General features: G+C 56.3%; 27 protein-coding genes. 11 read left to right on the forward strand and 16 right to left on the reverse strand.

What is annotated here, in order from left to right:
- Window positions 1-57: 57 nt before the first annotated feature.
- Window positions 58-543: a ribonuclease E activity regulator RraA gene (rraA, locus tag V1587_RS02285; RefSeq protein ID WP_023309687.1), complete on the forward strand. Its 486-nt coding sequence runs from the start codon at window positions 58-60 to the stop codon at window positions 541-543.
- A gap of 566 nt (window positions 544-1,109) precedes the next feature.
- Here rraA and zapB read toward each other — a convergent pair.
- Window positions 1,110-1,349, reverse strand: a complete 240-nt coding sequence (gene zapB / locus V1587_RS02290; protein ID WP_010436935.1) for a septal ring assembly protein ZapB — start codon at window positions 1,347-1,349, stop codon at window positions 1,110-1,112.
- A gap of 410 nt (window positions 1,350-1,759) precedes the next feature.
- Between zapB and V1587_RS02295 the strand changes: the two genes are divergently transcribed.
- The 4 genes from V1587_RS02295 (at window position 1,760) to fpr (ending at window position 6,160) form a co-directional block, all read left to right on the forward strand.
- On the forward strand, window positions 1,760-2,605 hold the full coding sequence (locus tag V1587_RS02295) for an MIP/aquaporin family protein (RefSeq protein ID WP_014885705.1): 846 nt from the start codon (window positions 1,760-1,762) through the stop codon (window positions 2,603-2,605).
- A gap of 21 nt (window positions 2,606-2,626) precedes the next feature.
- Window positions 2,627-4,135, forward strand: a complete 1,509-nt coding sequence (gene glpK / locus V1587_RS02300) for a glycerol kinase GlpK (RefSeq protein WP_371899663.1) — start codon at window positions 2,627-2,629, stop codon at window positions 4,133-4,135.
- Between the two features lie 171 nt (window positions 4,136-4,306).
- Window positions 4,307-5,317: a class II fructose-bisphosphatase gene (glpX, locus tag V1587_RS02305; protein ID WP_371899662.1), complete on the forward strand. Its 1,011-nt coding sequence runs from the start codon at window positions 4,307-4,309 to the stop codon at window positions 5,315-5,317.
- Window positions 5,318-5,413: 96 nt separating this feature from the next.
- On the forward strand, window positions 5,414-6,160 hold the full coding sequence (gene fpr, locus V1587_RS02310) for a ferredoxin--NADP(+) reductase (RefSeq protein WP_371899661.1): 747 nt from the start codon (window positions 5,414-5,416) through the stop codon (window positions 6,158-6,160).
- On the opposite strand, the gene V1587_RS02315 is transcribed toward fpr, so the two are convergent.
- The gene (locus tag V1587_RS02315; protein WP_023293600.1) at window positions 6,161-6,580 is read right to left on the reverse strand and encodes a DUF805 domain-containing protein; all 420 of its coding nucleotides are present in this window, start codon (window positions 6,578-6,580) and stop codon (window positions 6,161-6,163) included. It abuts the gene before it with no gap.
- 112 nt (window positions 6,581-6,692) lie between these two features.
- Here V1587_RS02315 and V1587_RS02320 point away from each other — a divergent pair, with 112 nt between their 5' ends.
- Together V1587_RS02320 and tpiA are read left to right on the forward strand one after the other, a co-directional pair.
- Entirely contained in the window at window positions 6,693-7,289 is a 597-nt protein-coding gene (locus V1587_RS02320; RefSeq protein ID WP_371899660.1) for a DUF1454 family protein, read from the forward strand.
- A 111-nt stretch (window positions 7,290-7,400) separates the two neighbouring features.
- A complete protein-coding gene (gene tpiA, locus V1587_RS02325; RefSeq protein WP_014172206.1) occupies window positions 7,401-8,168 on the forward strand; it encodes a triose-phosphate isomerase in 768 nt (255 codons plus the stop codon).
- 81 nt (window positions 8,169-8,249) lie between these two features.
- On the opposite strand, the gene V1587_RS02330 is transcribed toward tpiA, so the two are convergent.
- From V1587_RS02330 to cpxP, 6 genes are all read right to left on the reverse strand, one after another.
- On the reverse strand, window positions 8,250-9,554 hold the full coding sequence (locus V1587_RS02330) for an SLC13 family permease (RefSeq protein ID WP_371899659.1): 1,305 nt from the start codon (window positions 9,552-9,554) through the stop codon (window positions 8,250-8,252).
- A 73-nt stretch (window positions 9,555-9,627) separates the two neighbouring features.
- Window positions 9,628-10,371, reverse strand: coding sequence for a CDP-diacylglycerol diphosphatase (locus V1587_RS02335; protein WP_371899658.1), 744 nt, complete (start codon window positions 10,369-10,371; stop codon window positions 9,628-9,630).
- Between the two features lie 107 nt (window positions 10,372-10,478).
- Window positions 10,479-11,468 (reverse strand): sulfate ABC transporter substrate-binding protein, encoded by a 990-nt coding sequence (locus V1587_RS02340; protein WP_024909198.1) that lies wholly within the window; start codon window positions 11,466-11,468, stop codon window positions 10,479-10,481.
- A 238-nt stretch (window positions 11,469-11,706) separates the two neighbouring features.
- A complete protein-coding gene (pfkA, locus tag V1587_RS02345; protein WP_023309696.1) occupies window positions 11,707-12,669 on the reverse strand; it encodes a 6-phosphofructokinase in 963 nt (320 codons plus the stop codon).
- A gap of 174 nt (window positions 12,670-12,843) precedes the next feature.
- Window positions 12,844-13,737, reverse strand: coding sequence for a CDF family cation-efflux transporter FieF (gene fieF / locus V1587_RS02350; RefSeq protein ID WP_252034499.1), 894 nt, complete (start codon window positions 13,735-13,737; stop codon window positions 12,844-12,846).
- Window positions 13,738-13,890: 153 nt separating this feature from the next.
- Window positions 13,891-14,397: a cell-envelope stress modulator CpxP gene (cpxP, locus tag V1587_RS02355; RefSeq protein ID WP_371899657.1), complete on the reverse strand. Its 507-nt coding sequence runs from the start codon at window positions 14,395-14,397 to the stop codon at window positions 13,891-13,893.
- A gap of 150 nt (window positions 14,398-14,547) precedes the next feature.
- Between cpxP and cpxR the strand changes: the two genes are divergently transcribed.
- Both cpxR and cpxA read left to right on the forward strand, forming a co-directional pair.
- Entirely contained in the window at window positions 14,548-15,246 is a 699-nt protein-coding gene (gene cpxR, locus V1587_RS02360; protein ID WP_006179159.1) for an envelope stress response regulator transcription factor CpxR, read from the forward strand.
- Complete coding sequence (gene cpxA / locus V1587_RS02365; RefSeq protein ID WP_023309731.1) at window positions 15,243-16,616, forward strand: envelope stress sensor histidine kinase CpxA; 1,374 nt, start codon at window positions 15,243-15,245, stop codon at window positions 16,614-16,616. The genes cpxR and cpxA overlap by 4 nt, the downstream gene beginning before the upstream one ends.
- A gap of 99 nt (window positions 16,617-16,715) precedes the next feature.
- On the opposite strand, the gene yiiM is transcribed toward cpxA, so the two are convergent.
- The 6 genes from yiiM to V1587_RS02395 all read right to left on the reverse strand — a co-directional run bounded on the left by yiiM (window position 16,716) and on the right by V1587_RS02395 (window position 23,342).
- On the reverse strand, window positions 16,716-17,390 hold the full coding sequence (gene yiiM, locus V1587_RS02370) for a 6-hydroxyaminopurine reductase (protein WP_371899656.1): 675 nt from the start codon (window positions 17,388-17,390) through the stop codon (window positions 16,716-16,718).
- 70 nt (window positions 17,391-17,460) lie between these two features.
- A complete protein-coding gene (sodA, locus tag V1587_RS02375; protein WP_003861999.1) occupies window positions 17,461-18,081 on the reverse strand; it encodes a superoxide dismutase [Mn] in 621 nt (206 codons plus the stop codon).
- 162 nt (window positions 18,082-18,243) lie between these two features.
- The gene (locus V1587_RS02380) at window positions 18,244-19,509 is read right to left on the reverse strand and encodes an MFS transporter (RefSeq protein ID WP_371899655.1); all 1,266 of its coding nucleotides are present in this window, start codon (window positions 19,507-19,509) and stop codon (window positions 18,244-18,246) included.
- Between the two features lie 44 nt (window positions 19,510-19,553).
- Entirely contained in the window at window positions 19,554-21,677 is a 2,124-nt protein-coding gene (locus V1587_RS02385; protein ID WP_371899654.1) for an alpha-galactosidase, read from the reverse strand.
- Window positions 21,678-21,780: 103 nt separating this feature from the next.
- On the reverse strand, window positions 21,781-22,776 hold the full coding sequence (locus tag V1587_RS02390) for a LacI family DNA-binding transcriptional regulator (RefSeq protein ID WP_395314495.1): 996 nt from the start codon (window positions 22,774-22,776) through the stop codon (window positions 21,781-21,783).
- Window positions 22,777-22,793: 17 nt separating this feature from the next.
- Window positions 22,794-23,342 carry a helix-turn-helix domain-containing protein gene (locus tag V1587_RS02395; protein WP_023309744.1) on the reverse strand — a complete coding sequence of 183 codons (549 nt, stop codon included), beginning with the start codon at window positions 23,340-23,342 and terminating at the stop codon, window positions 22,794-22,796.
- Between the two features lie 104 nt (window positions 23,343-23,446).
- On the opposite strand from V1587_RS02395, the gene V1587_RS02400 reads away from it, so the two are divergent.
- Both V1587_RS02400 and V1587_RS02405 read left to right on the forward strand, forming a co-directional pair.
- Window positions 23,447-24,106 carry an AzlC family ABC transporter permease gene (locus V1587_RS02400; protein ID WP_333052816.1) on the forward strand — a complete coding sequence of 220 codons (660 nt, stop codon included), beginning with the start codon at window positions 23,447-23,449 and terminating at the stop codon, window positions 24,104-24,106.
- Complete coding sequence (locus V1587_RS02405) at window positions 24,106-24,429, forward strand: AzlD domain-containing protein (RefSeq protein ID WP_371899652.1); 324 nt, start codon at window positions 24,106-24,108, stop codon at window positions 24,427-24,429. The genes V1587_RS02400 and V1587_RS02405 overlap by 1 nt, the downstream gene beginning before the upstream one ends.
- 39 nt (window positions 24,430-24,468) lie before the next feature.
- Here V1587_RS02405 and V1587_RS02410 read toward each other — a convergent pair whose 3' ends face one another.
- Both V1587_RS02410 and fdhD read right to left on the reverse strand, forming a co-directional pair.
- Entirely contained in the window at window positions 24,469-24,681 is a 213-nt protein-coding gene (locus V1587_RS02410; protein ID WP_371899651.1) for a DUF1471 domain-containing protein, read from the reverse strand.
- A 114-nt stretch (window positions 24,682-24,795) separates the two neighbouring features.
- Entirely contained in the window at window positions 24,796-25,632 is an 837-nt protein-coding gene (gene fdhD, locus V1587_RS02415) for a formate dehydrogenase accessory sulfurtransferase FdhD (RefSeq protein WP_371899650.1), read from the reverse strand.
- Window positions 25,633-25,927 lie beyond the last annotated feature (295 nt).

The raw sequence follows: 25,927 nt of genomic DNA on the forward strand, positions 1-25,927 counted from the left end.
AACAACGCATTTCGCACGATATACTGAACACATTCGCAGCAACTGAGCGTTAAACCTATGAAATACGATACCTCCGAGCTTTGTGACATCTACCAGGAAGATGTCAACGTCGTTGAACCGCTGTTCTCCAACTTTGGTGGGCGGTCGTCGTTTGGCGGACAGATCGTCACGGTGAAATGTTTCGAGGACAACGGGTTGCTGTATGATCTGCTCGAACAGAACGGCCGTGGCCGCGTTCTTGTGGTCGATGGCGGTGGTTCCGTGCGTCGCGCATTGATTGATGCTGAGCTGGCCGGCATTGCCGTGCAGAACGAGTGGGAAGGCCTTGTAGTGTACGGTTCCGTGCGCCAGGTGGACGATCTGGAAGACCTGGATATCGGGATTCAGGCCATCGCGGCCATACCGGTAGGGGCGGCGGGTGACGGCATCGGCGAAAGCGACGTGCGCGTGAATTTCGGCGGCGTGACCTTCTTTTCCGGCGACCACCTCTACGCAGATAATACCGGCATTATCCTTTCCGAAGATCCGCTGGATATCGAGTAGTAAAAACGTAAGCGTGGACCATAAAAAAACCGCCAACAGCAATGTGGCGGTTTTTTTGTCCCTCGGGATTCGCGGTCCGTTGGGAAGTTTTGCAGCCTTTAACCAGGATTTTTATCTTACCCTGGTTCAAATCTCAGGTAACCCCATCGACCCTTTATAAATTCCTAATTATCTATGAAAACCTTAACTACGCTGCTGTTGCTCATTATGATGCTGCGTCCCTTTCCGCCATTTCGCAAATGGGCATCGGTCCAGGGAAAGGTGTACTCACAACCGTAAAGCAGCCTTTAACCAGGCTTGTGTCCACCGACTTATCACCGGTGGTGAACGGTGGAGCGGTTAGCCGCAGGGACCGCATAATGAAACGCTATTTATGTATCGCGTTCATTGTCGCCAGCGTGCTCGTTGTAAAGAGTGATGAACCGAATGTGTTCGTTGCTTTTGCTATGACAGCGCAGGACAAGTAGCGTTAAGGCCGCCTCTGGCGGCCTTTTTTATAACTGGCATAAAAAAAGCCGGGTAGCGGCTTCGCCTTACCCGGCCCGATCAGTTCATCCCAACGGGAATCAGACTTCTTCCATACGTCCCAGCAGCGCCTGCAGCCGATCCTGCCAACCGTTCTGCTGCTCGCGCAGCTGGTTGTTTTCGCGCTCCAGTTCTTCGCGACCGTGCTGCGCGTTCTGTACTTCCTGCGCCAGGCTGTTGTTCTTTTCTTTCAGCTCTTCAATTTCCATCTGCAGCAGGGTGATGGTGTCAATCGCCTGCTGTACTTTCGATTCCAGTTTCTCAAACACTTCTAAAGACATGATGCTACCTCTCCTGAATTGCAAGGCGACGCTTTAACATAAACGCGCACGACATATACCGTCGATTGTATGGAGCGCGGCGCTCTGTGTCCAGCGACACACCGCGCAGATCGCGGTTTGCAACACTTTTAGGTCTGGTCCTGGTGCGTTCGCGTCATATACCCCTAAATTGTTAACTGATTCGTTAATGAAATGATTCAGCTCACATTCTTGTACCCATCCTGTACTGTTGGAAAAATGTGCTTTATGGCGCGAAAACGCTCATTTTATTGACACAGACCACACATTTTGATTTCGATATTTCTCGTTTTTGCTCGTTAACGATAAATTAACACTATGTCTACAGGGCATCGTGGCTGTCACGGGCGGCCATGCTAACAATAAACATCAATTTCTTCAGGATTCCGATTATGAGTCAGACATCAACCTTAAAAGGCCAGTGCATTGCCGAGTTCCTTGGTACCGGGTTGTTGATATTCTTCGGAGTGGGCTGTGTCGCTGCACTGAAAGTGGCGGGTGCCAGTTTTGGGCAGTGGGAAATCAGTATCATCTGGGGTCTGGGCGTGGCGATGGCCATCTACCTGACCGCAGGAGTGTCTGGTGCACATCTTAACCCGGCGGTGACAATCGCACTGTGGCTGTTCGCGTGCTTCGACGGACGCAAAGTTGTTCCTTTCATTCTTTCTCAGTTTGCCGGCGCGTTTTGCGCAGCGGCGTTAGTTTACGGGCTTTATTACAATCTTTTCATCGACTTCGAACAGACGCATCATATGGTACGCGGCAGCGTCGAAAGTCTGGATCTGGCAGGCATCTTCTCAACCTACCCTAACCCGCATATCAATTTTGTGCAGGCGTTCGCAGTTGAAATGGTGATTACCGCTATTCTGATGGGCGTTATCCTGGCGCTGACCGACGACGGAAACGGCATTCCGCGCGGCCCGCTGGCCCCTCTGCTGATTGGCCTGCTGATTGCGGTGATTGGCGCTTCCATGGGCCCGCTGACCGGCTTCGCGATGAACCCGGCACGTGATATCGGACCTAAAGCGTTCGCCTTTATTGCAGGCTGGGGCGACGTGGCCTTCACCGGTGGCAAAGACATTCCTTACTTCCTGGTACCGCTGTTTGCGCCGGTTGTCGGGGCTGCGCTGGGTGCGTTCAGCTACCGCAAATTAATTGGTCGCCACTTACCGTGCGACACCTGTGTGGAAGAGGAGAAGGAAACGACTTCTACCGCACAACAAAAAGCTTCGCTGTAATCTGACTACGGGACACATACCATGACCGAAAAAAAATATATCGTTGCGCTCGACCAGGGCACTACCAGCTCCCGCGCTGTCGTAATGGATCATGACGCGAACATCGTCAGCGTGTCACAGCGCGAATTTGAGCAAATTTACCCTCGTCCAGGCTGGGTAGAGCACGACCCGATGGAGATTTGGGCGTCACAAAGCTCCACGCTGGTCGAAGTGCTGGCGAAAGCCGATATCAGTTCCGACGAGATTGCCGCGATTGGTATTACCAACCAGCGTGAAACTACCGTGGTCTGGGAACGCGAAACCGGTAAGCCTATTTATAACGCCATCGTCTGGCAGTGCCGCCGCACCTCAGAAATTTGCGAAAAACTGAAGCGCGAGGGCATGGAAGATTACATCCGTAGCGCAACAGGCCTGGTGATTGACCCGTATTTCTCCGGCACCAAAGTGAAGTGGATCCTCGACCACGTGGAAGGTTCACGCGAACGTGCTAAACGCGGCGAGCTGCTGTTCGGCACCGTCGATACCTGGCTTATCTGGAAGATGACTCAGGGACGCGTTCACGTCACCGACTATACCAACGCCTCGCGTACCATGCTGTTCAACATCAACACCCTGGAGTGGGATGACAAGATGCTGGACGCGCTGGACATTCCACGCGCGATGCTGCCTGAAGTGCGTAAGTCTTCAGAAGTGTACGGCCAGACCAACATCGGCGGTAAAGGCGGCACCCGTATTCCTATCGCCGGTATTGCCGGTGACCAGCAGGCGGCGCTGTTCGGCCAGCTGTGCGTCAAGGAAGGGATGGCGAAGAACACCTACGGCACCGGCTGCTTTATGCTGATGAACACCGGCGAGAAAGCGGTGAAATCAGAAAACGGCCTGCTGACCACCATCGCCTGCGGACCGCGCGGCGAAGTGAACTATGCCCTGGAAGGTGCGGTGTTCATGGCCGGTGCGTCTATCCAGTGGCTGCGTGACGAGATGAAGCTGATCAGCGATGCGTTCGACTCCGAGTACTTCGCGACCAAGGTGAAAGACACCAACGGCGTGTACGTGGTGCCAGCGTTCACCGGTCTGGGCGCGCCGTACTGGGATCCGTATGCACGCGGTGCGATTTTCGGTCTGACGCGCGGCGTGAATTCTAACCACATTATTCGCGCCACCCTGGAATCCATCGCCTACCAGACGCGCGACGTGCTGGAAGCGATGCAGGCGGACTCCGGCATTCGTCTGCACGCCCTGCGCGTCGACGGCGGTGCGGTAGCGAATAACTTCCTGATGCAGTTCCAGTCCGACATTCTGGGCACCCGCGTTGAGCGCCCTGAAGTGCGTGAAGTGACGGCGCTGGGTGCGGCGTACCTTGCCGGTCTGGCGGTAGGCTTCTGGCAGAACCTGGACGAGCTGCAGGAGAAAGCGGTTATCGAACGCGAATTCCGCCCTGGCATCGAAACCACCGAGCGTAACTTCCGCTACAGCGGCTGGAAGAAAGCGGTGAAACGCGCCATGGCGTGGGAAGAGCACGAAGAGTAAGACAGACTCACCCCTCACCCTAACCCTCTCCCCAAAGGGGCGAGGGGACTTAAAACACCCTCTCCCCTTTGGGGAGAGGGCCGGGGTGAGGGGCTCAGACCGCACCACCCCTCCCCCTTCCCCACTCTGTGATAAACTTCGTGCAATTCCTTTTGATTGCACGAGTACCTCATGAAACGTGAACTTGCTATCGAGTTTTCCCGCGTCACCGAAGCAGCCGCCCTTGCAGGTTATAAATGGCTGGGTCGTGGCGACAAAAATACCGCCGACGGCGCAGCCGTCCATGCCATGCGCATTGTGCTTAACCAGGTCAACATCGACGGCACCATTGTGATCGGCGAAGGCGAGATCGACGAAGCGCCGATGCTCTATATCGGTGAAAAAGTCGGTACCGGTAAAGGCGATGCCGTGGATATCGCGGTTGACCCGATCGAAGGTACGCGCATGACGGCAATGGGTCAGGCCAACGCCCTGGCGGTGCTGGCCGTGGGCGATAAGGGCTGTTTCCTTAACGCGCCGGATATGTACATGGAAAAGCTGATTGTCGGTCCTGGCGCGAAAGGCGCAATCGACCTTAGCCTGCCGCTGGAAGAGAACCTGTACAACATCGCCAACGCCCTGGGCAAACCCCTTAGCGAACTCACCGTGACGATTCTGGCGAAACCGCGCCACGACGCCACCATCGCGCAGATGCAAAAGCTCGGCGTGCGGGTATTTGCCATTCCGGACGGTGACGTTGCCGCCTCGATCCTGACCTGCATGCCGGACAGCGAAGTGGACGTGCTGTACGGCATCGGCGGCGCACCGGAAGGCGTAGTCTCTGCGGCCGTGATCCGCGCGCTGGACGGCGATATGCAGGCCCGTCTGCTGCCGCGCCACGAGGTGAAAGGCGACAGCGAAGAGAACCGCCGCATCGGGGAAAACGAGCTGGCGCGCTGCGAAGCGATGGGCATCGAGGCCAATAAAGTGCTCGCGCTGGACGAGATGGCGCGTAGCGATAACGTCGTCTTCTCGGCGACCGGCATCACCAAAGGCGATCTGCTGGACGGCATCACCCGCAAGGGTAATATGGCCACCACCGAAACGCTGCTGATCCGCGGTAAATCACGCACCATTCGCCGCATCCAGTCTATCCACTATCTCGACCGCAAAGACCCGGACGTACAGACGCACATTCTGTAAAACCGTTTGATCGATAGAGCTTTCCGGCCCTGACGGGCTGGAAATTGTCACCACAAGTACGGAAGATAGAACAGAGAAACAGCACAGGAGAAGATCATGGCGGACTGGGTAACAGGTAAAGTCACAAAGGTACAGTTCTGGACCGATGCGCTATTTAGTCTCACCGTCCATGCTCCCGTTCACCCGTTTAAAGCCGGGCAATTTGCGAAGCTGGGGCTGGACGTCGACGGCGAGCGCGTGCAGCGCGCCTACTCTTACGTTAACGCGCCTGATAACCCGGATCTTGAGTTCTATCTGGTCACCGTTCCTGACGGTAAGCTCAGCCCGCGCCTTGCCGCCCTTAAGCCCGGCGACGACGTGCAAATTGTGAGTGAAGCGGCAGGCTTCTTTGTGCTCGAAGAGATCCCGGATTGTGAGACGCTCTGGATGCTGGCAACCGGTACGGCCATCGGCCCTTATCTCTCTATTTTGCAGTACGGCAAAGACCTCGAGCGTTTTAAAAATATCGTGCTAGTGCACGCCGCGCGCTACGCCGCAGACCTGAGCTACCTGCCGCAGATGCAGGCGCTGGAACAGCAGTACAGCGGAAAGTTAAAGATTCAGACGGTTGTCAGCCGTGAAACCGTAGCAGGAACGCTGACCGGTCGCGTGCCGGCGCTTATTGAGAGTGGTGCCCTGGAAGAGGCGGTCGGTTTGCCGCTGAACGCTGAAACCAGCCACGTCATGCTGTGCGGCAACCCGCAGATGGTACGTGACACGCAGCAGCTTCTGAAGGATACCCGGCAGATGACGAAACATCTTCGCCGCCGACCGGGCCATATGACCGCCGAACACTACTGGTAATCAGCGGTATTTCACCTCAACGGTGTCTTTACCGTATTTGTTTTCGCTCTGGGTGCCAATAAACGCGCCCAGATCGACAATCATCATTACGAAGATGACCGAAGGCAGCAGCCTGCCCACAACCCACGGCAGGATGGACGGAAGCATCGCCCAGTTTCCCGCCACCAGCATCCACGCCAGAATAATCAGAAATGCCCACGCGCCGGAACGTCCGCGATCGTGCAGCCGTTTTACGACTACGGCCGCCGTTGGCCAGAGCAGGCAGACCAGCGCGAAGGCCGCCGTTTGCGTGCTCAGCCATGCGTTGTAAGCGACGAAAAACAGAAGCAGCATGGCGACAACCCACGTCACCATCCAGATCCAAAAATCACGGCGTCCAATACGCCCTTTGAATGAAAACAGCCACTGCTGTATGGTCATGTAAGGTTCCTTATTATCGTATAGCGCGCATTTTACCCTGGAGTTGTGACCTTTTGACAAGCCGACCAGATATCGTTTTAATCATGAGCACTTACGGCCAGGGGCAATGTTGATGAAAAGTTCGGCACGTTCTCTCTTCCTGTGTTTAGCGCTGCTCAGCGTGGGTTTTCACCTGCACGCCGCCGAAACCACTGCCCCGACCACAGCGCCGTATCTGCTGGCGGGCGCGCCGTCGTTCGATCAGTCCATCAGCGAGTTTCGTGAAACCTTCAACCAGGCCAATCCAACGCTCCCGCTGGATGAGTTTCGCGCCATTGATGGCCCTCGCGACACGCCTACCCTGACCCGTGCGGCAAGCAAGATTAACGAGAATTTGTATGCCTCAACGGCGCTTGAGCGCGGGACGTTAAAAATTAAAAGCATGCAAATCACCTGGCTGCCGATACAGGGGCCAGAGCAGAAAGCCGCTAAGGCGAAAGCGCTGGAGTACATGAGCGCGGTACTGCAGGCCTTTACCCCTGCGCTGACGAAAAAGCAAAGCCAGCAAAAGCTGCAAAAACTCCTTACCGCCGGGAAAAACAAGCGTTACTACGCCGATACCGAAGGCGCGATCCGCTATGTTGTGGCGGACAACGGCGAAAAAGGACTGACCTTCGCTGTTGAACCGATTAAGCTGGCACTATCTGACACTCTCGGCGGGGCGAATTAATGACAAAAAGCAAAGCCTTTCGAGGGAAAATCTCTATACTGATTCACAGACCATGCTGCCCGACAGGGTGGCCATATTCCTTAATTCGCTTATTTAGCGTGGAGAATTGAAATGCGACATCCTTTAGTGATGGGTAACTGGAAACTGAACGGCAGCCGCCACATGGTAAACGAGCTGGTTGCGAACCTGCGTAAAGAGCTGGCTGGCGTGACGGGCTGCGCGGTTGCTATCGCTCCGCCGGATATGTACCTGGATCTGGCTAAACACGCCGCTGACGGCAGCCACATCATTCTGGGCGCGCAGAACGTTGACGTTAACCTGTCTGGCGCGTTCACCGGTGAAACCTCCGCTGAAATGCTGAAAGATATCGGCGCGAAATACATCATCATCGGCCACTCCGAGCGTCGCACCTATCACAAAGAATCCGACGAGTTCATCGCGAAGAAATTCGCCGTGCTGAAAGAGCAGGGTCTGATCCCGGTTCTGTGCATCGGTGAAACCGAAGCGGAAAACGAAGCGGGCAAAACCGAAGAAGTGTGCGCACGTCAGATCGACGCAGTGCTGAAAACCCAGGGCGCGGCAGCGTTCGAAGGCGCGGTAATCGCATACGAGCCAGTCTGGGCGATCGGTACCGGCAAATCTGCAACCCCTGCGCAGGCTCAGGCGGTTCACAAATTCATTCGTGACCACATTGCGAAAGCCGACGCGAAAGTCGCTGAGCAAGTGATCATCCAGTACGGCGGTTCCGTAAACGCCTCCAACGCTGCTGAGCTGTTCACCCAGCCGGACATCGATGGCGCGCTGGTTGGCGGTGCATCCCTGAAAGCGGACGCTTTCGCGGTGATCGTTAAAGCGGCAGAAGCGGCTAAACAGGCGTAATTGCCTTTGTGGCGGGTGGCGCTTCGCTAACCCGCCCTACGGTTCTGTAGGCCCGGTAAGCGTCAGCGCCACCGGGCTTTTTTACAGCCGTCCCAGCAGGCTAAACCACAGATAATCCAGCGGCAGCAGCACCAGATACGTTGCAATAGCCAGCGCCAGACAAAGCACCATCCCCGCCCTGGCAGGCACCTTTCCTAGCCCCATCGCCACCACGATCGGCGACGCCTGATACGGCAGCAGCGGCGTGGAATAGCCCAGCACCTGAATCATGATCACCGACAGCAGCGGGAAACCGGTCGCGTCCGAGAAGCTTTGCGCCAGGGTGGTATACAGCGCCGGAACGCCGTTGGCGGTCATAATGAAGTTGAGTGCGGTGGTAATACCGGTCAGCGCCAGGAAACTGGTGAACGGTCGGTCTGCATCCAGCGGCATAATGCGGAGCAACGCCTCGCCCACCGCCGTTCCGATGCCGGTTTGCGTCACCACGATCGCCAGCCCAAGAATGCCCGCAACGTAAATGCAGGTGCGCATATTCACCCCCGCTGAAAATTCTTCCCCGGTGATAAAGCCAACGCGCGGCAGCATAACGATGATCGACGCCGCCAGCCCCGTCCAGGCGGGTCCCACGCCGTGCCAGCTCTCCGTCACCCACATCCCCAGCACCACCGCCAGCAGCCAGGCAAGACGCTTTTCGTCCCGCCCCATAGGCTCAGACGGCGCCTGTTCCTTCGGCGGTTTTGGGCTGCCGGGAAAAAGCCAGCAGATCAGGCCAATCAGAATCAGGCCTTTGAGAATGCCCAGCACCGGCGTGTGAAGCAGCAGATACGGGACATAGTTCAGATGGATGCCGTACGAGCCTTCCGCCGCACCGCTCATCACCAGGTTAGGCACGTTAGCGGGCAGAATCGTCGCCGAAAGCTGGAACGTCCCGAACCCTACCGCCAGCGCCAGACCAAACCAGGCGCGGGAGCCGTCGGCGATACCGGCGCGTTTCGCCATTGCGGCGACAATCGGCATCAGCAGCGCAATTCGTCCCATATTCGACGGCATCACAAACGCCAGCGCATAGCTCAGCAGCACCACGCTTGCCACCATCAACACCCAGGAGTCGGTGAGCTTTGCCGACAGCGCCCGGGCGGCCCTGTCCGCCAGTCCGGTTTTACGGATCGCCACGCCGAGCACGAATCCGCTGAAGACCAGCCAGAAGGCCGACGAAGCAAAACCGCCGAAAATCACCTCCGGCGGGGCAATCTTCGCGGTCATTGCCGCCGTAAAGAACAGCAGCGCGGTGATGAATTCCGGCAACAGCGACGTCGCCCATAGCACGATAGTGACGCCAACGATCAGTGAAGGCAGCAGCAGAGGATACGTTGACCAGAGCGACATACCTGTCTCCTGTAGAATTTTTCAGCAAGTCTACGGCGACAGGCAGGGCGAGTAAACGCTATTTATGGTGGGGTCAATTCAGGATAGCGCATTGATGATCCTGCAGTTCCTCAGCTGACGCGCGGTTAAGCATCAGCAAGTTACGTTCGGTTGCCAGCAACACAAACGAACCATCCGACTGCTGCGCCATCGCCAGTGCGAAACGCCCCATATGGTCGCGCGCTTCCGGAAGCTCTTCAGCCAGCATTATGAACGGGCTGCGCTGCACCAGCTCATTCTCCGTCACCCGGCGAGCAAGATACTCATGCCCTTCAAGCCCGCCAGGAAGCGGCAGCCACTGGGTGCTGATTTCTCCCTGTGCCGCATTGAGCTTCTCGCGCACGTCCGGGCGCAGGCAGGAGATATGAATATGAAAATGGTTCTGCGTGCGGCCAGTCGGCGAGTTAATCGTCAGCGAAATGGCGCTGTCAGGTACCTCGGATCCGCGCTTCATGGTCATAAAGCTGCGCGACTGCCAGGCCAGCCAGAAAAAGTTCGGCGTATGCGCTTCGGTCAATAGCGGGCTCTCGGTGCCGTTGATGCGATATGTCGGCATCAGCAGGTATTGCAGCGGCCCGTTGCGGTCTTTAAATACCACGTAGCCTGCATCCGTTTTCACCTGGGCACAGGGGGCCGGGTTGCGGTTCTGGATCTGATTCGGCACGCACTGGTCGAGAACGATATGTCGCAAAGCATTCGGATTACCCGCTTTCATCCAGTACACGCCGCCAGCGGCAAGGGCGATGACAATGAGGATCAATAAGATAATTTTTTTCACAACGCGTTCCCTGTTTTCAATAGAGGCAAAAGAGTAACGCAAAATGATGACCAAATAAAAAACCCGGCGGATTTCTCACGCCGGGTCACCGTGTCATTGGCTAATGGTTAGCGCTGGCTGATCTGATCGAACGTGCCGCCGTTAGAGAAGTGCTCTTTCTGCGCTTTCGTCCAGCCGCCGAACTCGTCATCAATGGTGAAGAGTTTCAGTTTAGGGAAGACGCTTTCGTATTTCTTCGCAACGGCCGGATCGCGTGGACGATAGAAGTTTTTCGCGGCAATTTCCTGGCCTTCTGGCGAGTACAGATACTTCAGGTAGGCTTCCGCCACCGCTTTGGTATCTTTCTTCTCAACCACTTTATCGACAACAGAGACGGTTGGCTCAGCCAGAATCGATTCGCTTGGGGTCACGATCTCGAACTTGTCTTTACCCAGTTCATTGGTAGCCAGCAGGGCTTCGTTTTCCCATGCGATCAGCACGTCGCCAATCCCGCGCTCGACGAAGGTGTTGGTGGCGCCACGCGCGCCGGAGTCCAGCACCTCAACGTTTTTATACAGCGCTTTCACAAATTCCTGCGCTTTGGCCTGGTCGCCGTTGTTGTGATGCAGCGCGTAGCCCCATGCGCCCAGGTAGTTCCAGCGAGCGCCACCAGAGCTTTTCGGGTTAGGGGTGATGACTGACACGCCCGGCTTAATCAGGTCATTCCAGTCATGGATCTGTTTCGGGTTGCCTTTACGGACCAGGAAAACGATGGTCGAGGTGTATGGCGCGGAGTTATCCGGCAGGCGTTTGATCCAGTTTTTGTCGATACGGCCACGCTCGGCGATCGCGTCAACGTCGTAGGCCAGCGCCAGGGTCACCACGTCGGCTTCAATACCGTTGATGACGGAAGTCGCCTGCTTGCCAGAACCACCGTGAGACTGGCGAACCACGACGTTGTCGCCGGTTTCCTGTTTCCAGTGTGCCGCAAACGCTTTGTTGTATTGCTCGTACAGTTCACGCGTCGGGTCGTATGACACGTTCAGTAACTGGATGTCCTTAGCCAGAACGCTGGTCGATGCCAGCAATAATGTTAAACCCACGCCCCATTTATTCATCGCCCAGCTCTCTTGTGTAGTGTTTTGATGAATGCAGCGTGCCAGAAAGCGAATCGAGGATTAAAGAATAAAAAAAGATTGGCTATAACGTAGTGGAATAAAAGAGGGTTATGAGCGGCCTGATGCCCTCACCCCAACCCTCTCCCACGGGAGAGGGAGCAAACATAAAAAAAACGGTAACCCAAGGGTTACCGTTTTGCATTTACCTTGCCGCCACCCGGCACAAACCAAACGCCGATCAGTACAGTTTTTTCGCGCAGTCCAGCCAGTCACCTTTGAACGGACGCTTCATGTTTTCAATCGCGTCGATGATGTCGTGGTGAACCAGTTTTTCGTTCTGAATACCGACGCAGCGGCCGCCGTGACCCTGCAGCAGCAGATCGATAGCGTATGCGCCCATACGGGACGCCAGAATACGGTCGTAAGGTCCTGGGGAACCGCCACGCTGGATGTGACCCAGTACGGTAGCGCGGGTTTCGCGTTTGGTTTCGGCTTCAATGTACTTCGCCAGCTCGTCAACGTCACAGATGTGCTCGGTGATAGCGACGATCGCGTGTTTTTTACCTTTCGCGATGCCCGCTTTGATTTCAGCCACCAGATCTTCACGGCTAAATTCGACTTCTGGCACGACGATAAATTCGCAACCGCCCGCAATCGCTGCCGCCAGCGTGAGGTCGCCACAGTAACGGCCCATCACTTCAACGATAGAGATACGCTGGTGAGAAGACGAGGTGTCACGCAGACGGTCAATCGCTTCAACAACGGTACCCAGTGCGGTAAAGAAGCCGATAGTGTAGTCAGTACCTTTGATGTCGTTGTCGATGGTGCCCGGCAGACCGATGCACGGGAAACCCATTTCGGTCAGACGTTTTGCACCCATGTACGAGCCGTCACCACCGATAACCACCAGGGCGTCCAGACCGCGTTTCTTCATGTTTTCGATAGCCACTTCACGAACGTGTTCATCGCGGAATTCCGGGAAGCGCGCAGAACCGAGGAAAGTACCGCCACGGTTGATCATGTCAGACACGCTGTAACGGTCGAGCTGAACCATACGATCTTCATACAGGCCCAGATAACCGTCATAAACGCCAAAAACTTCCAGGCCTTCCGTCAGCGCTGCACGGACAACACCACGAATTGCCGCGTTCATGCCCGGCGCATCACCGCCGCTTGTCAACACACCGATTTTCTTAATCATGACTACCTCTGAACTTAGGAATGCAAAATTGAAATCTGTTGCCGGAAGAAACTTATCGACCAACGAATACTGCAAATAGTATATCAATCCCTTCCAGCTGAATTGATTCAGGTCAGACCAAATGGCGGTAATTTATACACAAAATGCTGGCCTGGCTCACTTTTTTACAACGAATTACGAAAGCCCAACATGACCGGGTACAACCGAGCAGGGATCCTGGTGAATGATGACGTCTGAACCAGGAAAACGCTGCAAAATCGCCTGCTCGACCTGCTCAGCTATGACGTGAGCCTGAACCAGTGGCAGGTTGTCTTCCATTTCAATGTGAATCTGAATAAAGCGGGTCGGCCCTGACTGCCGCGTTCGAAGATCGTGTGCACCGCTGACGCCGGGCCAGGAGGTCACAATAGAAAAAATTTCATTACGTTCTGAGTCCGGGAGGGCACGGTCAAGCAGTGATTGCACCGCTTCATACCCCATCCGCAGGGCGCTATATAAAATATAGATACCAATCCCTAACGCAAACAACGCATCGGCGCGATGCCAGCCATACCAGGCCAGACCGAGCGCAATAAGAATAGCCCCATTCATCATAACATCAGATTGATAATGAAGCATATCCGCCCGTACAGCCTGGCTTTGCGTTTTGCGAACAACCCAGCGCTGGAACGTTACCAGAACAAGTGTGCATATAAGCGCAACGACCGTCACAATCACGCCCACGCCGGGATCGTTCATCGGTGTCGGCGAAACGAGATGCTGAATGCCGGTTAAAAACAGGAACAGCGCAGAGCCGGAAATGAACATACTTTGCGCCAGCGCGGCCAGCGACTCCGCTTTGCCATGCCCAAACGTATGCTCTTCATCCGCTGGCTGCAGCGAGTAACGCACCACCAGCAGATTGGTCAGCGAGGCGGCAATATCCACCAGCGAGTCCACCAGCGCCGCCAGAATACTGACCGAACCGGTATACCACCACGCGAAAACCTTGATGACCAGCAAGCACGACGCCATTACCGTCGCGGCCATTGCGGCCCGGCTTACCAGTCTTCCATAGGATTGATTCATAAACGCTCCTGTCATGTCATGCCGCTATTATAACGGAAGCATGCGGAGTCGAAGGATGAATAAACGGTTAACAAAAGAGAATGACAGGCAAAAAAAACCCCCACATCATGTGGGGGAAGACAGGGATGGTGTCTATGGCAAGGAAAACAGGGTTTACTGGTTACTACGGGTACTGCTATTGCTACTGAAAAACGTCGTTTCTGAGCTTCGCTGCATCCGTGCAACCTCACGCAGCTGGTCCATTCGCTGCTGATGTCTGGCATTCAAAACCGCTTGCTGCTCGGGCGTTAGCAGATGGAACATCTGGTTGCGGACCTTCGCCATCTCTACCTGGCGGGCAACCTGTGCCTGTGCCATTTTTTCGGCCTGAGCGCGTACAGCGCTTTCGTCAAAATTTTCTGCGGTGACAAGGCGGTGCATTGTCTCCATTTCGCTAACATTAACAGGGGGCTGGTCGTGTCGTGCCCTCTGCATCAGATCTCGCATCTGTTGACGCTGATGTTCGGTTAAACTTATGCCGTCAAACATATGGCTTTGGCTGCTGTTCTGCGTTGCGCCCTCTTGTAAGGGACTGTTATCGCTGATGATAGCTTCAGCAGCCTGGCTAAACGCACTGAACGCCAGCGTTGAGGCCATGACGGCAGCGGTAACTTTGCGCATCACTTGCTCCCAAAATCTTTCGTGTCGCGATTCAACGAGAGACAGTCTACGATTCAGGCTGCAAACATGCGTCAGGGGGTGTAAAACAACGTAAAGTCATGGATTAGACAGCCTTGATGTCGTAATTTCTGCCTCGGAGGTATTTAAACAATGAATAAAATCCTGTTAGTTGATGATGACCGAGAGCTCACATCCCTTTTAAAGGAGTTGCTCGACATGGAAGGTTTCAACGTCCTGGTTGCCCATGATGGCGAGCAGGCGCTGAGTCTCCTTGACGACAGCATCGATTTACTTTTGCTCGACGTGATGATGCCGAAGAAAAACGGTATTGATACGTTGAAAGAACTTCGCCAGACACACCAGACTCCCGTTATCATGCTGACCGCGCGCGGCAGCGAACTCGATCGCGTACTCGGCCTTGAGCTGGGCGCGGATGACTATTTACCGAAGCCGTTTAACGACCGTGAGCTGGTTGCCCGTATTCGCGCTATCCTGCGTCGTTCCCACTGGAGCGAGCAGCAGCAAAATACCGACAACAGCTCACCTACCCTTGAAGTCGACTCCCTGAGCCTGAACCCGGGCCGTCAGGAAGCGAGCTTTGATGGCCAGACGCTGGAACTCACCGGCACGGAGTTCACCCTGCTGTATCTGCTGGCGCAGCACCTCGGCCAGGTGGTATCGCGTGAACATTTAAGTCAGGAAGTGCTGGGCAAACGTCTGACCCCGTTTGACCGCGCCATCGACATGCACATCTCTAACCTGCGCCGTAAGCTGCCGGAGCGTAAAGACGGTCATCCATGGTTTAAAACCCTGCGTGGTCGCGGTTATCTGATGGTTTCCGCTTCATGATAGGAAGCTTAACCGCCCGCATCTTCGCCATCTTCTGGCTGACGCTGGCACTGGTTTTAATGCTCGTACTGATGTTGCCAAAACTCGACTCACGCCAGATGACGGAGCTTCTCGACAGCGAGCAACGTCAGGGCGTGATGATCGAGCAGCACGTGGAAGCCGAGCTGGCAAACGATCCGCCGAACGATTTAATGTGGTGGCGCAGGCTGTTTCGCGCTATCGACAAGTGGGCGCCGCCCGGACAACGCCTGCTGCTGGTGACCAGCGAAGGCCGCGTCATTGGCGCCGATCGCAATGAAATGCAGATTATCCGCAACTTCATTGGCCAGGCGGATAACGCCGATCATCCCCAGAAAAAGAAATATGGCCGCGTAGAGATGGTGGGGCCTTTCTCCGTCAGAGACGGAGAGGATAATTATCAGCTCTACCTGATCCGTCCGGCGAGTAACTCCCAGTCTGATTTTATCAACCTGCTGTTTGACCGCCCTCTCCTGCTGTTGATTGTCACCATGCTGGTCAGCTCGCCGCTGCTGTTATGGCTGGCGTGGAGCCTGGCAAAACCGGCGCGTAAGCTTAAGAATGCCGCCGATGAGGTGGCGCAGGGTAACCTGCGACAACACCCTGAACTGGAAGCCGGACCGCAGGAGTTCCTTGCCGCCGGGACCAGTTTTAACCAGATGGTGAGCGCTCTCGATCGCATGATGACCGCACAGCAGCGTCTGCTGTCGGATATCTCGCACGAGCTGCGTACCCCGCTTACGCGCCTGCAGCTTGGCACCGCGCTGCTGCGCCGCCGCAGCGGTGAGAGCAAAGAGCTGGAGCGTATTGAGACGGAAGCTCACCGCCTGGACAGCATGATCAACGACCTGCTGGTGATGTCGCGCAATCAGCAGAAAAACGCTCTGGTCAGCGAAACGGTGAAAGCCAATCACCTGTGGCACGAGGTGCTGGACAACGCGGCGTTCGAAGCTGAACAGATGGGTAAATCCTTCACCGTCAACTTCCCGCCGGGCCCGTGGCCGCTGTACGGTAACCCCAACACGCTGGAAAGCGCGCTGGAGAACATCGTGCGTAACGCCCTGCGCTACTCGCATACGAAGATTGAGGTGGCGTTCTCGGTGGATAAAGACGGCATCACCGTCATTGTCGACGACGATGGTCCTGGCGTCAGCCCGGAAGACCGCGAGCAGATTTTCCGTCCGTTCTACCGTACCGACGAAGCGCGCGACCGGGAATCGGGCGGTACGGGACTGGGTCTGGCGATTGTTGAAACCGCCATGCAGCAGCACCGCGGCTGGGTGAAAGCCGATGACAGCCCGCTGGGTGGGCTGCGGTTAACGCTGTGGCTACCGTTGTATAAGCGTTCGTAATCCCCTCACCCTAACCCTCTCCCCATAGGGGAGAGGGGACGGCTCGGTGCGGTCTTTTCACCCTCGCCCCTTTGGGGAGAGGGCCGGGGTGAGGGGCAGCTACTTCCCCCACAACCTCCGCGAATTGTCCTCGATCTTGCTGCTTAAACGCCGCTTCTGCATCGTTCTCGTCCAGCTGGTCGATAGCCCCGCCGCCGACAGCAGGCGGTGATACTGCTCGTCGTCAAACGGCATATGCCAGGCAATGGCGCAGGCGTCATACACAGACACATCGCTCAGGCGCGACGCCAGCTCAAGCGGTGCGTCCGCAGAAACCTGCCCAGCCAGCACCACGCGGTACAGCCAACCGGTTTTACCTGCTGTTTGCAGCTGGGCAGACATATCCTGAATACCGAAGTGGAAATTGAGCTTAAAGCACGGCGAGCGCGGCTGCGTCACCTGAATCAGGGCATCACCCCAGCGGTAGATATCACCGATAAACACGTTCTTTTCGGTGAGCCCTTCGGTGGAGAGATTCTCGCCAAACGCGGGGGCGACGAAGAGATCCGCCTGCTCGGGGAACTCGGTTTTCCAGTGCTGATAGTGTTCCCGCGGATAGTGGCACAGCGCGCGCTCGGGCCCGCCGTGGATTTTCTTTTCGGCCTGCTCGTCGCCCGCAAGCCCGAGGTCGGTTAACGTCAGCTCACCGTCGACCTGAATTTTGGCGATGGCACTCGGGCGGCTGCCGTCGTACTCCCTTACCTTGCCTGTAAATACATTCACCGGATAGTGCATCGCTGCTCCTTTCTGCAGATACAAAAAAAGCGAGTCATAAGACTCGCTTCTCACAGGCGTCAATGCAACCTTATTTTTTAGCGGCGAAACGTGCTGCTGCTTCGTCCCAGTTCACCACGTCCCAGAAGGCTTTGATGTAGTCCGGGCGACGGTTCTGGAACTTCAGGTAGTAAGCGTGTTCCCACACGTCCAGGCCCAGGATTGGGAAGCCGGATGCGCCAGAGATAGCTTCACCCATCAGCGGGGAGTCCTGGTTAGCAGTAGACACTACCGCCAGCTTGTCGCCTTTCAGAACCAGCCACGCCCAGCCGGAGCCGAAGCGGGTTGCAGCGGCTTTTTCGAATTCCGCTTTGAAGTTGTCAACGGAACCGAAGTCGCGCTCGATAGCCGCTTTCAGGTCGCCCTGCAGGGTGGTACCGGTCTTCAGGCCTTTCCAGAACAGACTGTGGTTAGCGTGGCCGCCAGCGTTGTTACGCAGAACGGTTTTCTTGTCCGCTGGCAGCTGGTCCAGCTTGGTGATCAGCTCTTCAACAGGCAGGTTAGCGAACTCTGGCAGGCTTTCCAGCGCGGCGTTCGCGTTATTCACGTAGGTCTGGTGGTGTTTAGTGTGATGGATTTCCATCGTCTGCTTGTCGAAATGCGGTTCCAGTGCGTCGTAGGCATACGGCAGGGATGGCAGTGTATAACTCATAATCCTCTCCATTATTGTCGGGCGGCACAGCTGTTAATGCCGCGTAAGCAGTTGGTTCATTATAGTTAATTAAATGATATTGAAAATGATTATCAATGCCGTAGTTTTTATAAGGTTATTCATTTTTTGACCAACGCCGGAATAGTGAGTGGGTTCAGGGCGTTAATGGACTTCTAGCGCCTTATTGCCTGCCGCAATCTCCTCCCTGCTGCTGAGCGTAAACGCCGACACCACCGTAATCGCCAGCACGAAACAGCCCAGCATCAGGTACGTCTCCTGGAAACCGATCCGGTCATACATATTACCGGCAAACGCGGAGAGGAAGATCGCCGCCGACTGTTTGGCAAACTGGAAGCCAATCAAATAGATAGTCGCCGAAAGGCGCGTATCAAACACCCCGGTGATGTACTTGAAGGCCCCCACCAGCAGGAACGGCACTTCCAGCGCGTGCAGCATCTTCAGGGCGATCACTTCTACGGCGGTGGTGGCAAACGACGAGCCGATAATGCGCGTCGCCATGATCACCCCGGCGATCAGCAGCGTGTTTTTCGCGCCGATGCGGTTAATGATCCACGGTGAACAAAACATGATGATCGCGTTGCAGATTTCCCCGGCAGTGGTCGCAAAACCAAAGGCGCGAGTCCCCTCCTGCGGCGTGGCGAAGAACGTTTTGAAGAAGGTAGCAAACTGCTGGTCGAAGACGTCATAGACGCAGGCCACGCCAATTACATACAGAATAAACATCCACATTCTGCGCTGGCGGAACAGGCTAAAGACCGTTTTCGCGGTGATCTGCGGCTGGTTGGCACCCAGCGCATTCATCACCTGCGCCGTCTGGTTGGGTTTTGGCTTCGCAACCACCAGCAGCAGCATCAACAGCAGCGCCGCCGCCGAGCCCATCCAGAAAACATACGACGGATCGATGCCGAACAGGATCCCGCCCGTGGAGGCGCACAGCCCCCAGCCGAGGCAGCCAAACATGCGCGCCTTGCCGTACTCAAAGTAGCTGTTACGGCTCACGCGTTCAATGTAGGCCTCAATAGCCCCTGAGCCCGCCGAAAAGACAAAGCCGATATAAATGCCGCCACTCAGCGCGCCCAGCCAGATGTTGGCTTTCAGTAACGGCGCAAAGACGTAAAGGAAGAAAGGGGCAAACAGGAACAGCAGCACGGAGATGATCCACAGCAGGTGTTTTTTCAGCCCCAGTTTGTCCGAGATCACCCCAAGCACCGGCTGGAAGGCAATGGCAGAGAGTGAGATGCAGGAGAAGACAATGCCGGTATGGGTTTTGTTGAGGCCGATGATATCCGACAGCCAGATCGGCAGGAACGGAAAGCAGGTGGCCATGATGAAGAAATAGAGAAAGAAGAACAGCCCGAAAATCCAGAAATTGGGGTTGTCTTTGTGGGTACAGGTTGTTGTGTTCATTATTTTTATCCTCAACGGAGGGCCAGTTTCCCGGCCCGTCACCTTTACACGCGTTCCACGCCAATCAGGATGGCGCTTTCCGGATCGAGAATCGGCAGCGTTATGCCCGCCTGCATCAGCCACTCACCGCTCACCGTTTGCGGTGTCTCCATCCATGCCGGCAATTTACGCATGGTATGGCCTCCCTCACCGGTGATGTGAATATCAGGGTGATCGAGCAGCGAAATACGATACTGCGCGCTGGCCTCAAGCCCCGGCATGCGCAGCGGCATCATCAACGTGTAGTCCGGCATGGCGAGCTGGCTGACGATAAACAGCCCCTGCGTTTTATCTTCGCTCACAATACCCTGTGCCAGCGTAGTGGCATCCGGCATATCCACGCGCCATTGGGTTCCCTGATGGATAACCTCGCGCCACTGCTTATACAGCGCGGCGTAACGGCGATAGCCTTCACGCTCCTGCTCATCGACGGTGAGGGGATCCAGTTCCAGACCCATATGACCAAACAGCGCCGTCAGACCGCGAAATTCAATGCTGTGCTGGCGGAAGGTGGCGTGACATTTATGATGACCGATATGCGCCCCCATCACCTCCGGCGGGAAGAAATAGCTCATGCCGCGCTGGATAGCGTTTCGTTCCAGCGCATCGTTGTTGTCCGAGGCCCAGAAGCGGTGGCAGCGCGTCAGCACCTCATAATCAATTCGTCCCCCGCCGGAGGAGCAGGATTCAAATTCGACGTGAGGAAAACGCTCGCCCAGCACGTCCAGCAGGCGATAAAACTGGCGGGTTTGCGCGTCGGCGGCGGCCTTTCCGACGTGACCCGGCTGCACCAGCTCACGGTTCATGTCCCACTTCACGTAGTCGACCTCATGTTCACCCAGCAGCCAGCTCATGCGCTCCACCAGGTAATCAAACGCCTGCGGTATGTTCAGGTTAAGCACCAGCTGGTGCCGCCCGGTATGTTGCCTGTAGCCGGGCAATGCCAGCACCCAGTCGGGATGCGCACGATAAAGATCGGAATCCGGGTTAATCATCTCCGGCTCAACCCAGATGCCAAACTCCATGCCGAGCTGTTTCACATGGCTGATGACCGGCGTGAGGCCGTTTGGGTACTTCTTCTCGTCCAGATACCAGTCACCCAGCGCGGCGTAGTCGTCGTTACGACCTTTGAACCAGCCGTCGTCGATGATAAAGCGCTCCACGCCCAGCGCGGCCGCCTCGTCGGCCATGCGCATGATGTAATCCGGGTCGTGGTTAAAGTAGATGCCTTCCCAGGTATTGAGGTGGACCGGACGCGGTTTGTTTTCGGGGAAGCGGATAACGTTGTCGCGGAGGTAATGGTGAAACTGCTGGCTCATGCCGTTCAGGCCCTGCGCGGAGTAGCTTGCATACAGGCGCGGAGTCCAGAGCGTGTCGCCCTCCTCAATCGCCATTTCGCCCGGCAGGTAGAGGGCTTCAGCCTGCAGATAGCGGCGGCCGTCGGTTTTGGCTTCCGCACGTAGGCGGTGGTTGCCGCTCCAGCCCAGATGCACGCCCCAGACATCGCCGTGCATTTCGCTGAACGACGGCGTACCCGAAATCAGCGCCGGGAAGTGTTCATGGGAGGTTTTACCCCGGCGGTTTTCAATCACAAAGCTGTCGTGCTCAAGCGTCACGCGGTGCGGCTGAAATTCCCGAATCCAGCGCCCATGGAAGGCCAGGACCTCCCGCGCGCGTTCGGCCACGGGTAGCGTTATGGCAAAACGGTCCACCTGCCACGCCTGCGCTTTCAGGTTGGTTAAGCCGTGACGCACCGCCAGCACGCCGCTGGCATCCAGCGTCAGCTCGCTGGTTAGCCGCAGGCCCGCATGTTCATCTTCTGCCGTAATCGTCAGGGTTTGCCCTTGCTGCTGGACGTCTGTGGTGCAAAAGACAGGCGAACCGTCCAGGCCCAGACGATGGCCTTCAATACCGGGCGACCCAAACAGACCGTGCCCCAGCTCGGCCATTAGCGTGACCGGAGAATCAACATCCAGCCTGCCGTTGGCAACTGGCCGGGAAAGGGTTTCAGCATTTTGCGGCGAAAAGTGCTGAAGATGCGGCCCCCAGTAAATAATTTCGGCGAACAGGTGCGTTTTTATCACCACATCCACCGCCGCGCTTTCGAGTCGTAAAATGGAATCTTGCATCAGACATCTCCTGTCATGGGATGCCTTGAGTTTTGATCCGAAACGTTTCGGATACAAACCAAAACGTTTCGGATTTGTGATCGGGTTTAGAAAATGGAGAGATTCAGGCCGTCTGGCCGGGGGAGAATTCGGGCTGCCAGAGCACCTGGAGCTGCTCGATCGCCTCGCCGTTGATCAGCTGGCGAACCATATCGGCAATCTGTTTCCCGACGCCCTGGCGGGTGGACTGGATCACTGCCGCCACGTCAGCATCGACGATGCTGTCCTGCGGAAGCCCGTCATAAACCACCAGCGCAACGGCGTTCTCGCCGTTCAGGCGGCCCAGCTCCGCCAGCGCCATCGCCGCGCCGTCGCCGTGAGTGTTGCAGTCGGTAATGATGGCCGTGGGCGGCTGCGACAGCGAGAGAAGCTCTTTCGTGGTGGCATACCCCACGCGGCGCGAAGGGGGCATGACGCGCAGCCATTCGCTGGAAAGCCCGGCTTCACGTAACGCGTCCAGATAGCCCTGACGACGTTGGGTGATGAAGGCCTGATTGTTGCTTTCGCCCAGCAGGGCAATGCGCTGATGGCCTTTTCCGATCAGCCAGTGGGTAGCATTGTACGTACCGGCATAGTTATCGAAGTCGAACCACGCGTACGGCTGCGGTAGCTGGCTGCGACCAAGCGCCAGAAAGGGGAATCCGGCGGCCTGCAGTTGCTCAAGTCGCGGATCGCGATCCAACGTGTGGGCCACAATCAGCGCATCCACGCGGCGGCTCTGCACCATCCGCATGTAGCTGTGTTTGTCCGCCAGATCGTCGTCTGCGATGAGCAGCAGGTCGATTTCATGTCGTGCCAGCTCGTGGCTAATCTCACCCACCATGTCCATAAAAACGCTGTTATTGAGCGGAACAGGATGGACCGGGAACACCAGCCCCACGGCGTCGATTTTGCCCATCTTCAGACGACGGGCGAAGGTGTTAGGCCGATAGCCGCGTCGCTGGGCTTCCGCTTCTACGCGAGCGCGCGTCTCGTCAGAAACGTCGTCATATCCGTTAAGGGCGCGGCTGACGGTAGTAACAGAGAGCCCCAGTTCTTTGGCGATGGCTTTGAGCGACATGATTTTCCCTATCTTCGTTAGTTTTGTTCCGCCACCAGCAGCGCGTAAGTGTCTGGCTCCAGGGCCTTGAATATATGCGGCTGGTCGGCGGGATAACAAATGTAATCCCCTGCGCCGAGCTCTTCCGCCGCGTCAAGCAGGCCAACCAGCGCTCGTCCCTGCGTCACAATAATATGTTCAACCGAGCCCGGCGGATGCGGCTGTGAAATACGGTCTGCACCCGGCTGGGTCATCAGAAGATAGACATCTCGGCGCGCGCCGGGGGGGCATGCCGCCAGTAAAATGGCTTCATAGTTAGCCTGTCCGGCGACCACTTTCGTCCCTTCACCGCGGCGGATCACCTGCGTGGTCGGCAACTGCGGCTCAAGCAGGCGGGCGAAAGGAATATCCAGCGCCACGCAGAGCGACCACAGCGTTTCCAGGCTAGGGTTACCGTTGCCGGACTCCAGCTGGGAAAGGGTGGATTTTGCGATCCCGGCTCGGCGGGCAATTTCCGCCAGTGAAAGCCCGGTTCGCAGGCGTTCCCGCACCAGACTTTTAGCGATCAGGCTGATCGGCTGCGTCATATAACGGCCCTTTTTGTTCTGTAAATCGAACGAATCGTTCATCTTGAAAAACAGTTCTGTTGCGTTCATTATAATGGATACACGTTCGATATGGCTAAAAATGTATGAAGCATCATCTCTCTTGCCTGAAAGGCGACACCATAAAAGCAATCATCCTGGTCTGCCTCGCGGTGGGTGTGGTCGGGATGTCCTACGGCTCCCTGGCGATGGCCTACGGTTTCCCGGTCTGGGTACCGTTTGTGCTCTCCATTACCGTGCTGGCGGGCGCGTCTGAGTTTATGTTTATCGGCATCGTAGCGAGCGGCGGCAATCCGCTGGCGGCTGCGGCTGCTGGCTTGCTGGTCAACGCGCGGCATGTGCCGTTTGGCGTGACGGTGCGTGAGCTGGTGGGCAAGCGTGGCCTGAGCCTTTTAGGCTGCCACATCATGAACGATGAAAGCGTGGTGTTTGGCCTGTCGCAAAAAACCGCCGAGCAGCGTAAAGCCGCCTACTGGCTGTGCGGCTTAGGCGTTGCCATCATCTGGCCGCTCGGCGCGCTGCTGGGTGCCATGGTGGGCAAACTGTTGCCCGACCCGGAAACCATCGGGCTGGACGCGGTATTTCCGGCCATTCTGCTGGCATTAGTGGTTCCCGCATTTAAAAACCGAACCACGCTGATCCGCGCCTGCAGCGGTGCCGCTCTGTCGCTGGCCGCCGTGCCGTTTGCCCCGGTGGGATTACCGGTTCTGCTCTCTTTACTGGGTCTCGCTGCGAGGAAAAAATAATGGGAAATATGACGGTCTTTATTCTCGGCATCGCCATTCTTTCTGCCGGAACCTATTTAATGCGCCTTGGCGGCGCCAAACTCGGCAACCGGCTGGCGCTATCGGAGCGTTCTCAGGCGCTGCTGTCAGATGCGGCAACGGTATTGCTGTTCTCCGTGGCGCTGGCGACCACATTTTATGAAGGTGACCACTTCGCGGGCATGGCGCGCGTGCTGGGCGTGGCGTTTGCGGTGTTTTTGGCCTGGCGGAAAATGCCGTTAATCGTGGTGATCGTGGCGGCGGCAGTAGTCACCGCGCTGCTGCGCGTGGCGGGCATAAACTAAAAAAGCGCCCCGGGGGCGCTCTTTCGACGGTGTGACAGCTTATTTAGTCAGTTCAGCAGTCATGTGTACGCGGTTACCTGAGAACGCCTGGGTAATTTTGTAAGATGATGCGCCGGCTTCCTGAGCCTGAGCCGCGATTTTCGCTTCTGCGCCGTCAATAGTTGACGCGGTTGCGGTCACGGTCTGAGCAGCGAAAGAACCGAAAGAAGTAGCCAGAGCGATTACAGCGACAAAAGTTTTGATGCTTCTCATGATATAAACCCTTTCATTAAGTTTTTTAGGTAAGGCGCCGTGCCTTGATGAGATAAATACTAGACCTCATCACGAACAACTAAAAGCGGAAGGATTTGCTAATATCATTCAAAATTATTGATCAACCATTAATCGTTGAGGATGGGTATAAATCGTCGCCCTTCCCGGCTTGCAGAAGCCCACCAGCGTCAGGTTGCAGCGCTCCGCCACCTCCACCGCCAGCGTGGTCGCCGCCGACACCGCGAACAAAATTTCCACACCGCACATGGCGGACTTTTGCACCATCTCGTAGCTGGCCCGGCTGGAAACGAGCGCCGCGCCCTGATGCCAGACCTGACTTTCACGCGCACGACGGCCGAGCAGCTTATCCAGCGCCACGTGGCGGCCCACGTCTTCATGCCCACCGGCAATCTCTCCCGACGGCAATACCCACGCCGCGGCGTGCGTGCAGCCGCTAAGCTGGCCGATGGGCTGTACGTCGTTCAGGTGCCTGAGCGCATGGTCGAGGTGCGCCAGATTGAAAGTCTGAGTAAACAGCAGTGGGGCAACGGGTTTACCAATATCGTTGAGCTGCTCAACGCCGCAGACGCCGCAGCCGGTACGCCCGGCCAGCGCGCGGCGGCGCTCTTTTAGCCCCATGAAGCGGCGGCTGGAGAGTTCGATTTGCACTTCAAGACCGTTGCAGGCCTGGACCACGTCCATGCCGTAGATCTCTTGCGGATGCTCGATGATGCCTTCCGAGAGGGAAAAACCGATGGCGAACAGCTCAAGATCTTTCGGAGATGCCATCATCACCACATGCGAGATGCCGTTGTAAACGAGCGCAACGGGCACTTCTTCCGCCAGAAAATCCGGCGTGGCATGGGTGATGTGCGGCGGTCTGTGTACCGACAATTCCACAATACCCGCAGGCAGTGGTGACGAGTGGGGAGCACGGTTTTGTTTAGACACAGCGGTATTCCTGAACAACCACGGAAGCGAGCGTGCTATTGCAGCATAAACCACAGGCTGTACGCATAGTATGGATCAACTTTTCGACAACCATTCTCCTACTCATTTAGCAGGGGTGCAACCCGCCACCCGCTACACCCCTTTAACAAGCGGAGCTGTAAATGTGATCGATATCACACTTTATAATCAACATGGTGATAATACGTTCACTTTGTATTAACGCCATTAGAACAGCGGTACCGACAATGTGGTATTCTGATGATATCCCTCGTGGAATTGAGGGATTAACGCAAAT

The sequence above is a fragment of the Enterobacter sp. ECC-249 genome (assembly GCF_043965265.1).
Classification (GTDB): Bacteria; Pseudomonadota; Gammaproteobacteria; order Enterobacterales; family Enterobacteriaceae; genus Enterobacter; species Enterobacter quasiroggenkampii.

Coding starts and splice junctions, on each gene's coding strand:
- V1587_RS02340 (WP_024909198.1), bottom strand. CDS start 11,468: ATGAATAAATGGGGCGTGGGTTTAACATTATTGCTGGCATCGACCAGC.
- tpiA (WP_014172206.1), top strand. CDS start 7,401: ATGCGACATCCTTTAGTGATGGGTAACTGGAAACTGAACGGCAGCCGC.
- V1587_RS02315 (WP_023293600.1), bottom strand. CDS start 6,580: ATGACCATACAGCAGTGGCTGTTTTCATTCAAAGGGCGTATTGGACGC.
- V1587_RS02400 (WP_333052816.1), top strand. CDS start 23,447: ATGAAGCATCATCTCTCTTGCCTGAAAGGCGACACCATAAAAGCAATC.
- cpxR (WP_006179159.1), top strand. CDS start 14,548: ATGAATAAAATCCTGTTAGTTGATGATGACCGAGAGCTCACATCCCTT.
- zapB (WP_010436935.1), bottom strand. CDS start 1,349: ATGTCTTTAGAAGTGTTTGAGAAACTGGAATCGAAAGTACAGCAGGCG.
- V1587_RS02330 (WP_371899659.1), bottom strand. CDS start 9,554: ATGTCGCTCTGGTCAACGTATCCTCTGCTGCTGCCTTCACTGATCGTT.
- fieF (WP_252034499.1), bottom strand. CDS start 13,737: ATGAATCAATCCTATGGAAGACTGGTAAGCCGGGCCGCAATGGCCGCG.
- V1587_RS02405 (WP_371899652.1), top strand. CDS start 24,106: ATGGGAAATATGACGGTCTTTATTCTCGGCATCGCCATTCTTTCTGCC.
- sodA (WP_003861999.1), bottom strand. CDS start 18,081: ATGAGTTATACACTGCCATCCCTGCCGTATGCCTACGACGCACTGGAA.
- yiiM (WP_371899656.1), bottom strand. CDS start 17,390: ATGCACTATCCGGTGAATGTATTTACAGGCAAGGTAAGGGAGTACGAC.
- fpr (WP_371899661.1), top strand. CDS start 5,414: ATGGCGGACTGGGTAACAGGTAAAGTCACAAAGGTACAGTTCTGGACC.
- rraA (WP_023309687.1), top strand. CDS start 58: ATGAAATACGATACCTCCGAGCTTTGTGACATCTACCAGGAAGATGTC.
- V1587_RS02410 (WP_371899651.1), bottom strand. CDS start 24,681: ATGAGAAGCATCAAAACTTTTGTCGCTGTAATCGCTCTGGCTACTTCT.
- V1587_RS02390 (WP_395314495.1), bottom strand. CDS start 22,776: ATGTCGCTCAAAGCCATCGCCAAAGAACTGGGGCTCTCTGTTACTACC.
- V1587_RS02295 (WP_014885705.1), top strand. CDS start 1,760: ATGAGTCAGACATCAACCTTAAAAGGCCAGTGCATTGCCGAGTTCCTT.
- V1587_RS02395 (WP_023309744.1), bottom strand. CDS start 23,342: ATGACGCAGCCGATCAGCCTGATCGCTAAAAGTCTGGTGCGGGAACGC.
- V1587_RS02385 (WP_371899654.1), bottom strand. CDS start 21,677: ATGCAAGATTCCATTTTACGACTCGAAAGCGCGGCGGTGGATGTGGTG.
- glpK (WP_371899663.1), top strand. CDS start 2,627: ATGACCGAAAAAAAATATATCGTTGCGCTCGACCAGGGCACTACCAGC.
- pfkA (WP_023309696.1), bottom strand. CDS start 12,669: ATGATTAAGAAAATCGGTGTGTTGACAAGCGGCGGTGATGCGCCGGGC.
- V1587_RS02320 (WP_371899660.1), top strand. CDS start 6,693: ATGAAAAGTTCGGCACGTTCTCTCTTCCTGTGTTTAGCGCTGCTCAGC.
- cpxA (WP_023309731.1), top strand. CDS start 15,243: ATGATAGGAAGCTTAACCGCCCGCATCTTCGCCATCTTCTGGCTGACG.
- V1587_RS02380 (WP_371899655.1), bottom strand. CDS start 19,509: ATGAACACAACAACCTGTACCCACAAAGACAACCCCAATTTCTGGATT.
- cpxP (WP_371899657.1), bottom strand. CDS start 14,397: ATGCGCAAAGTTACCGCTGCCGTCATGGCCTCAACGCTGGCGTTCAGT.
- glpX (WP_371899662.1), top strand. CDS start 4,307: ATGAAACGTGAACTTGCTATCGAGTTTTCCCGCGTCACCGAAGCAGCC.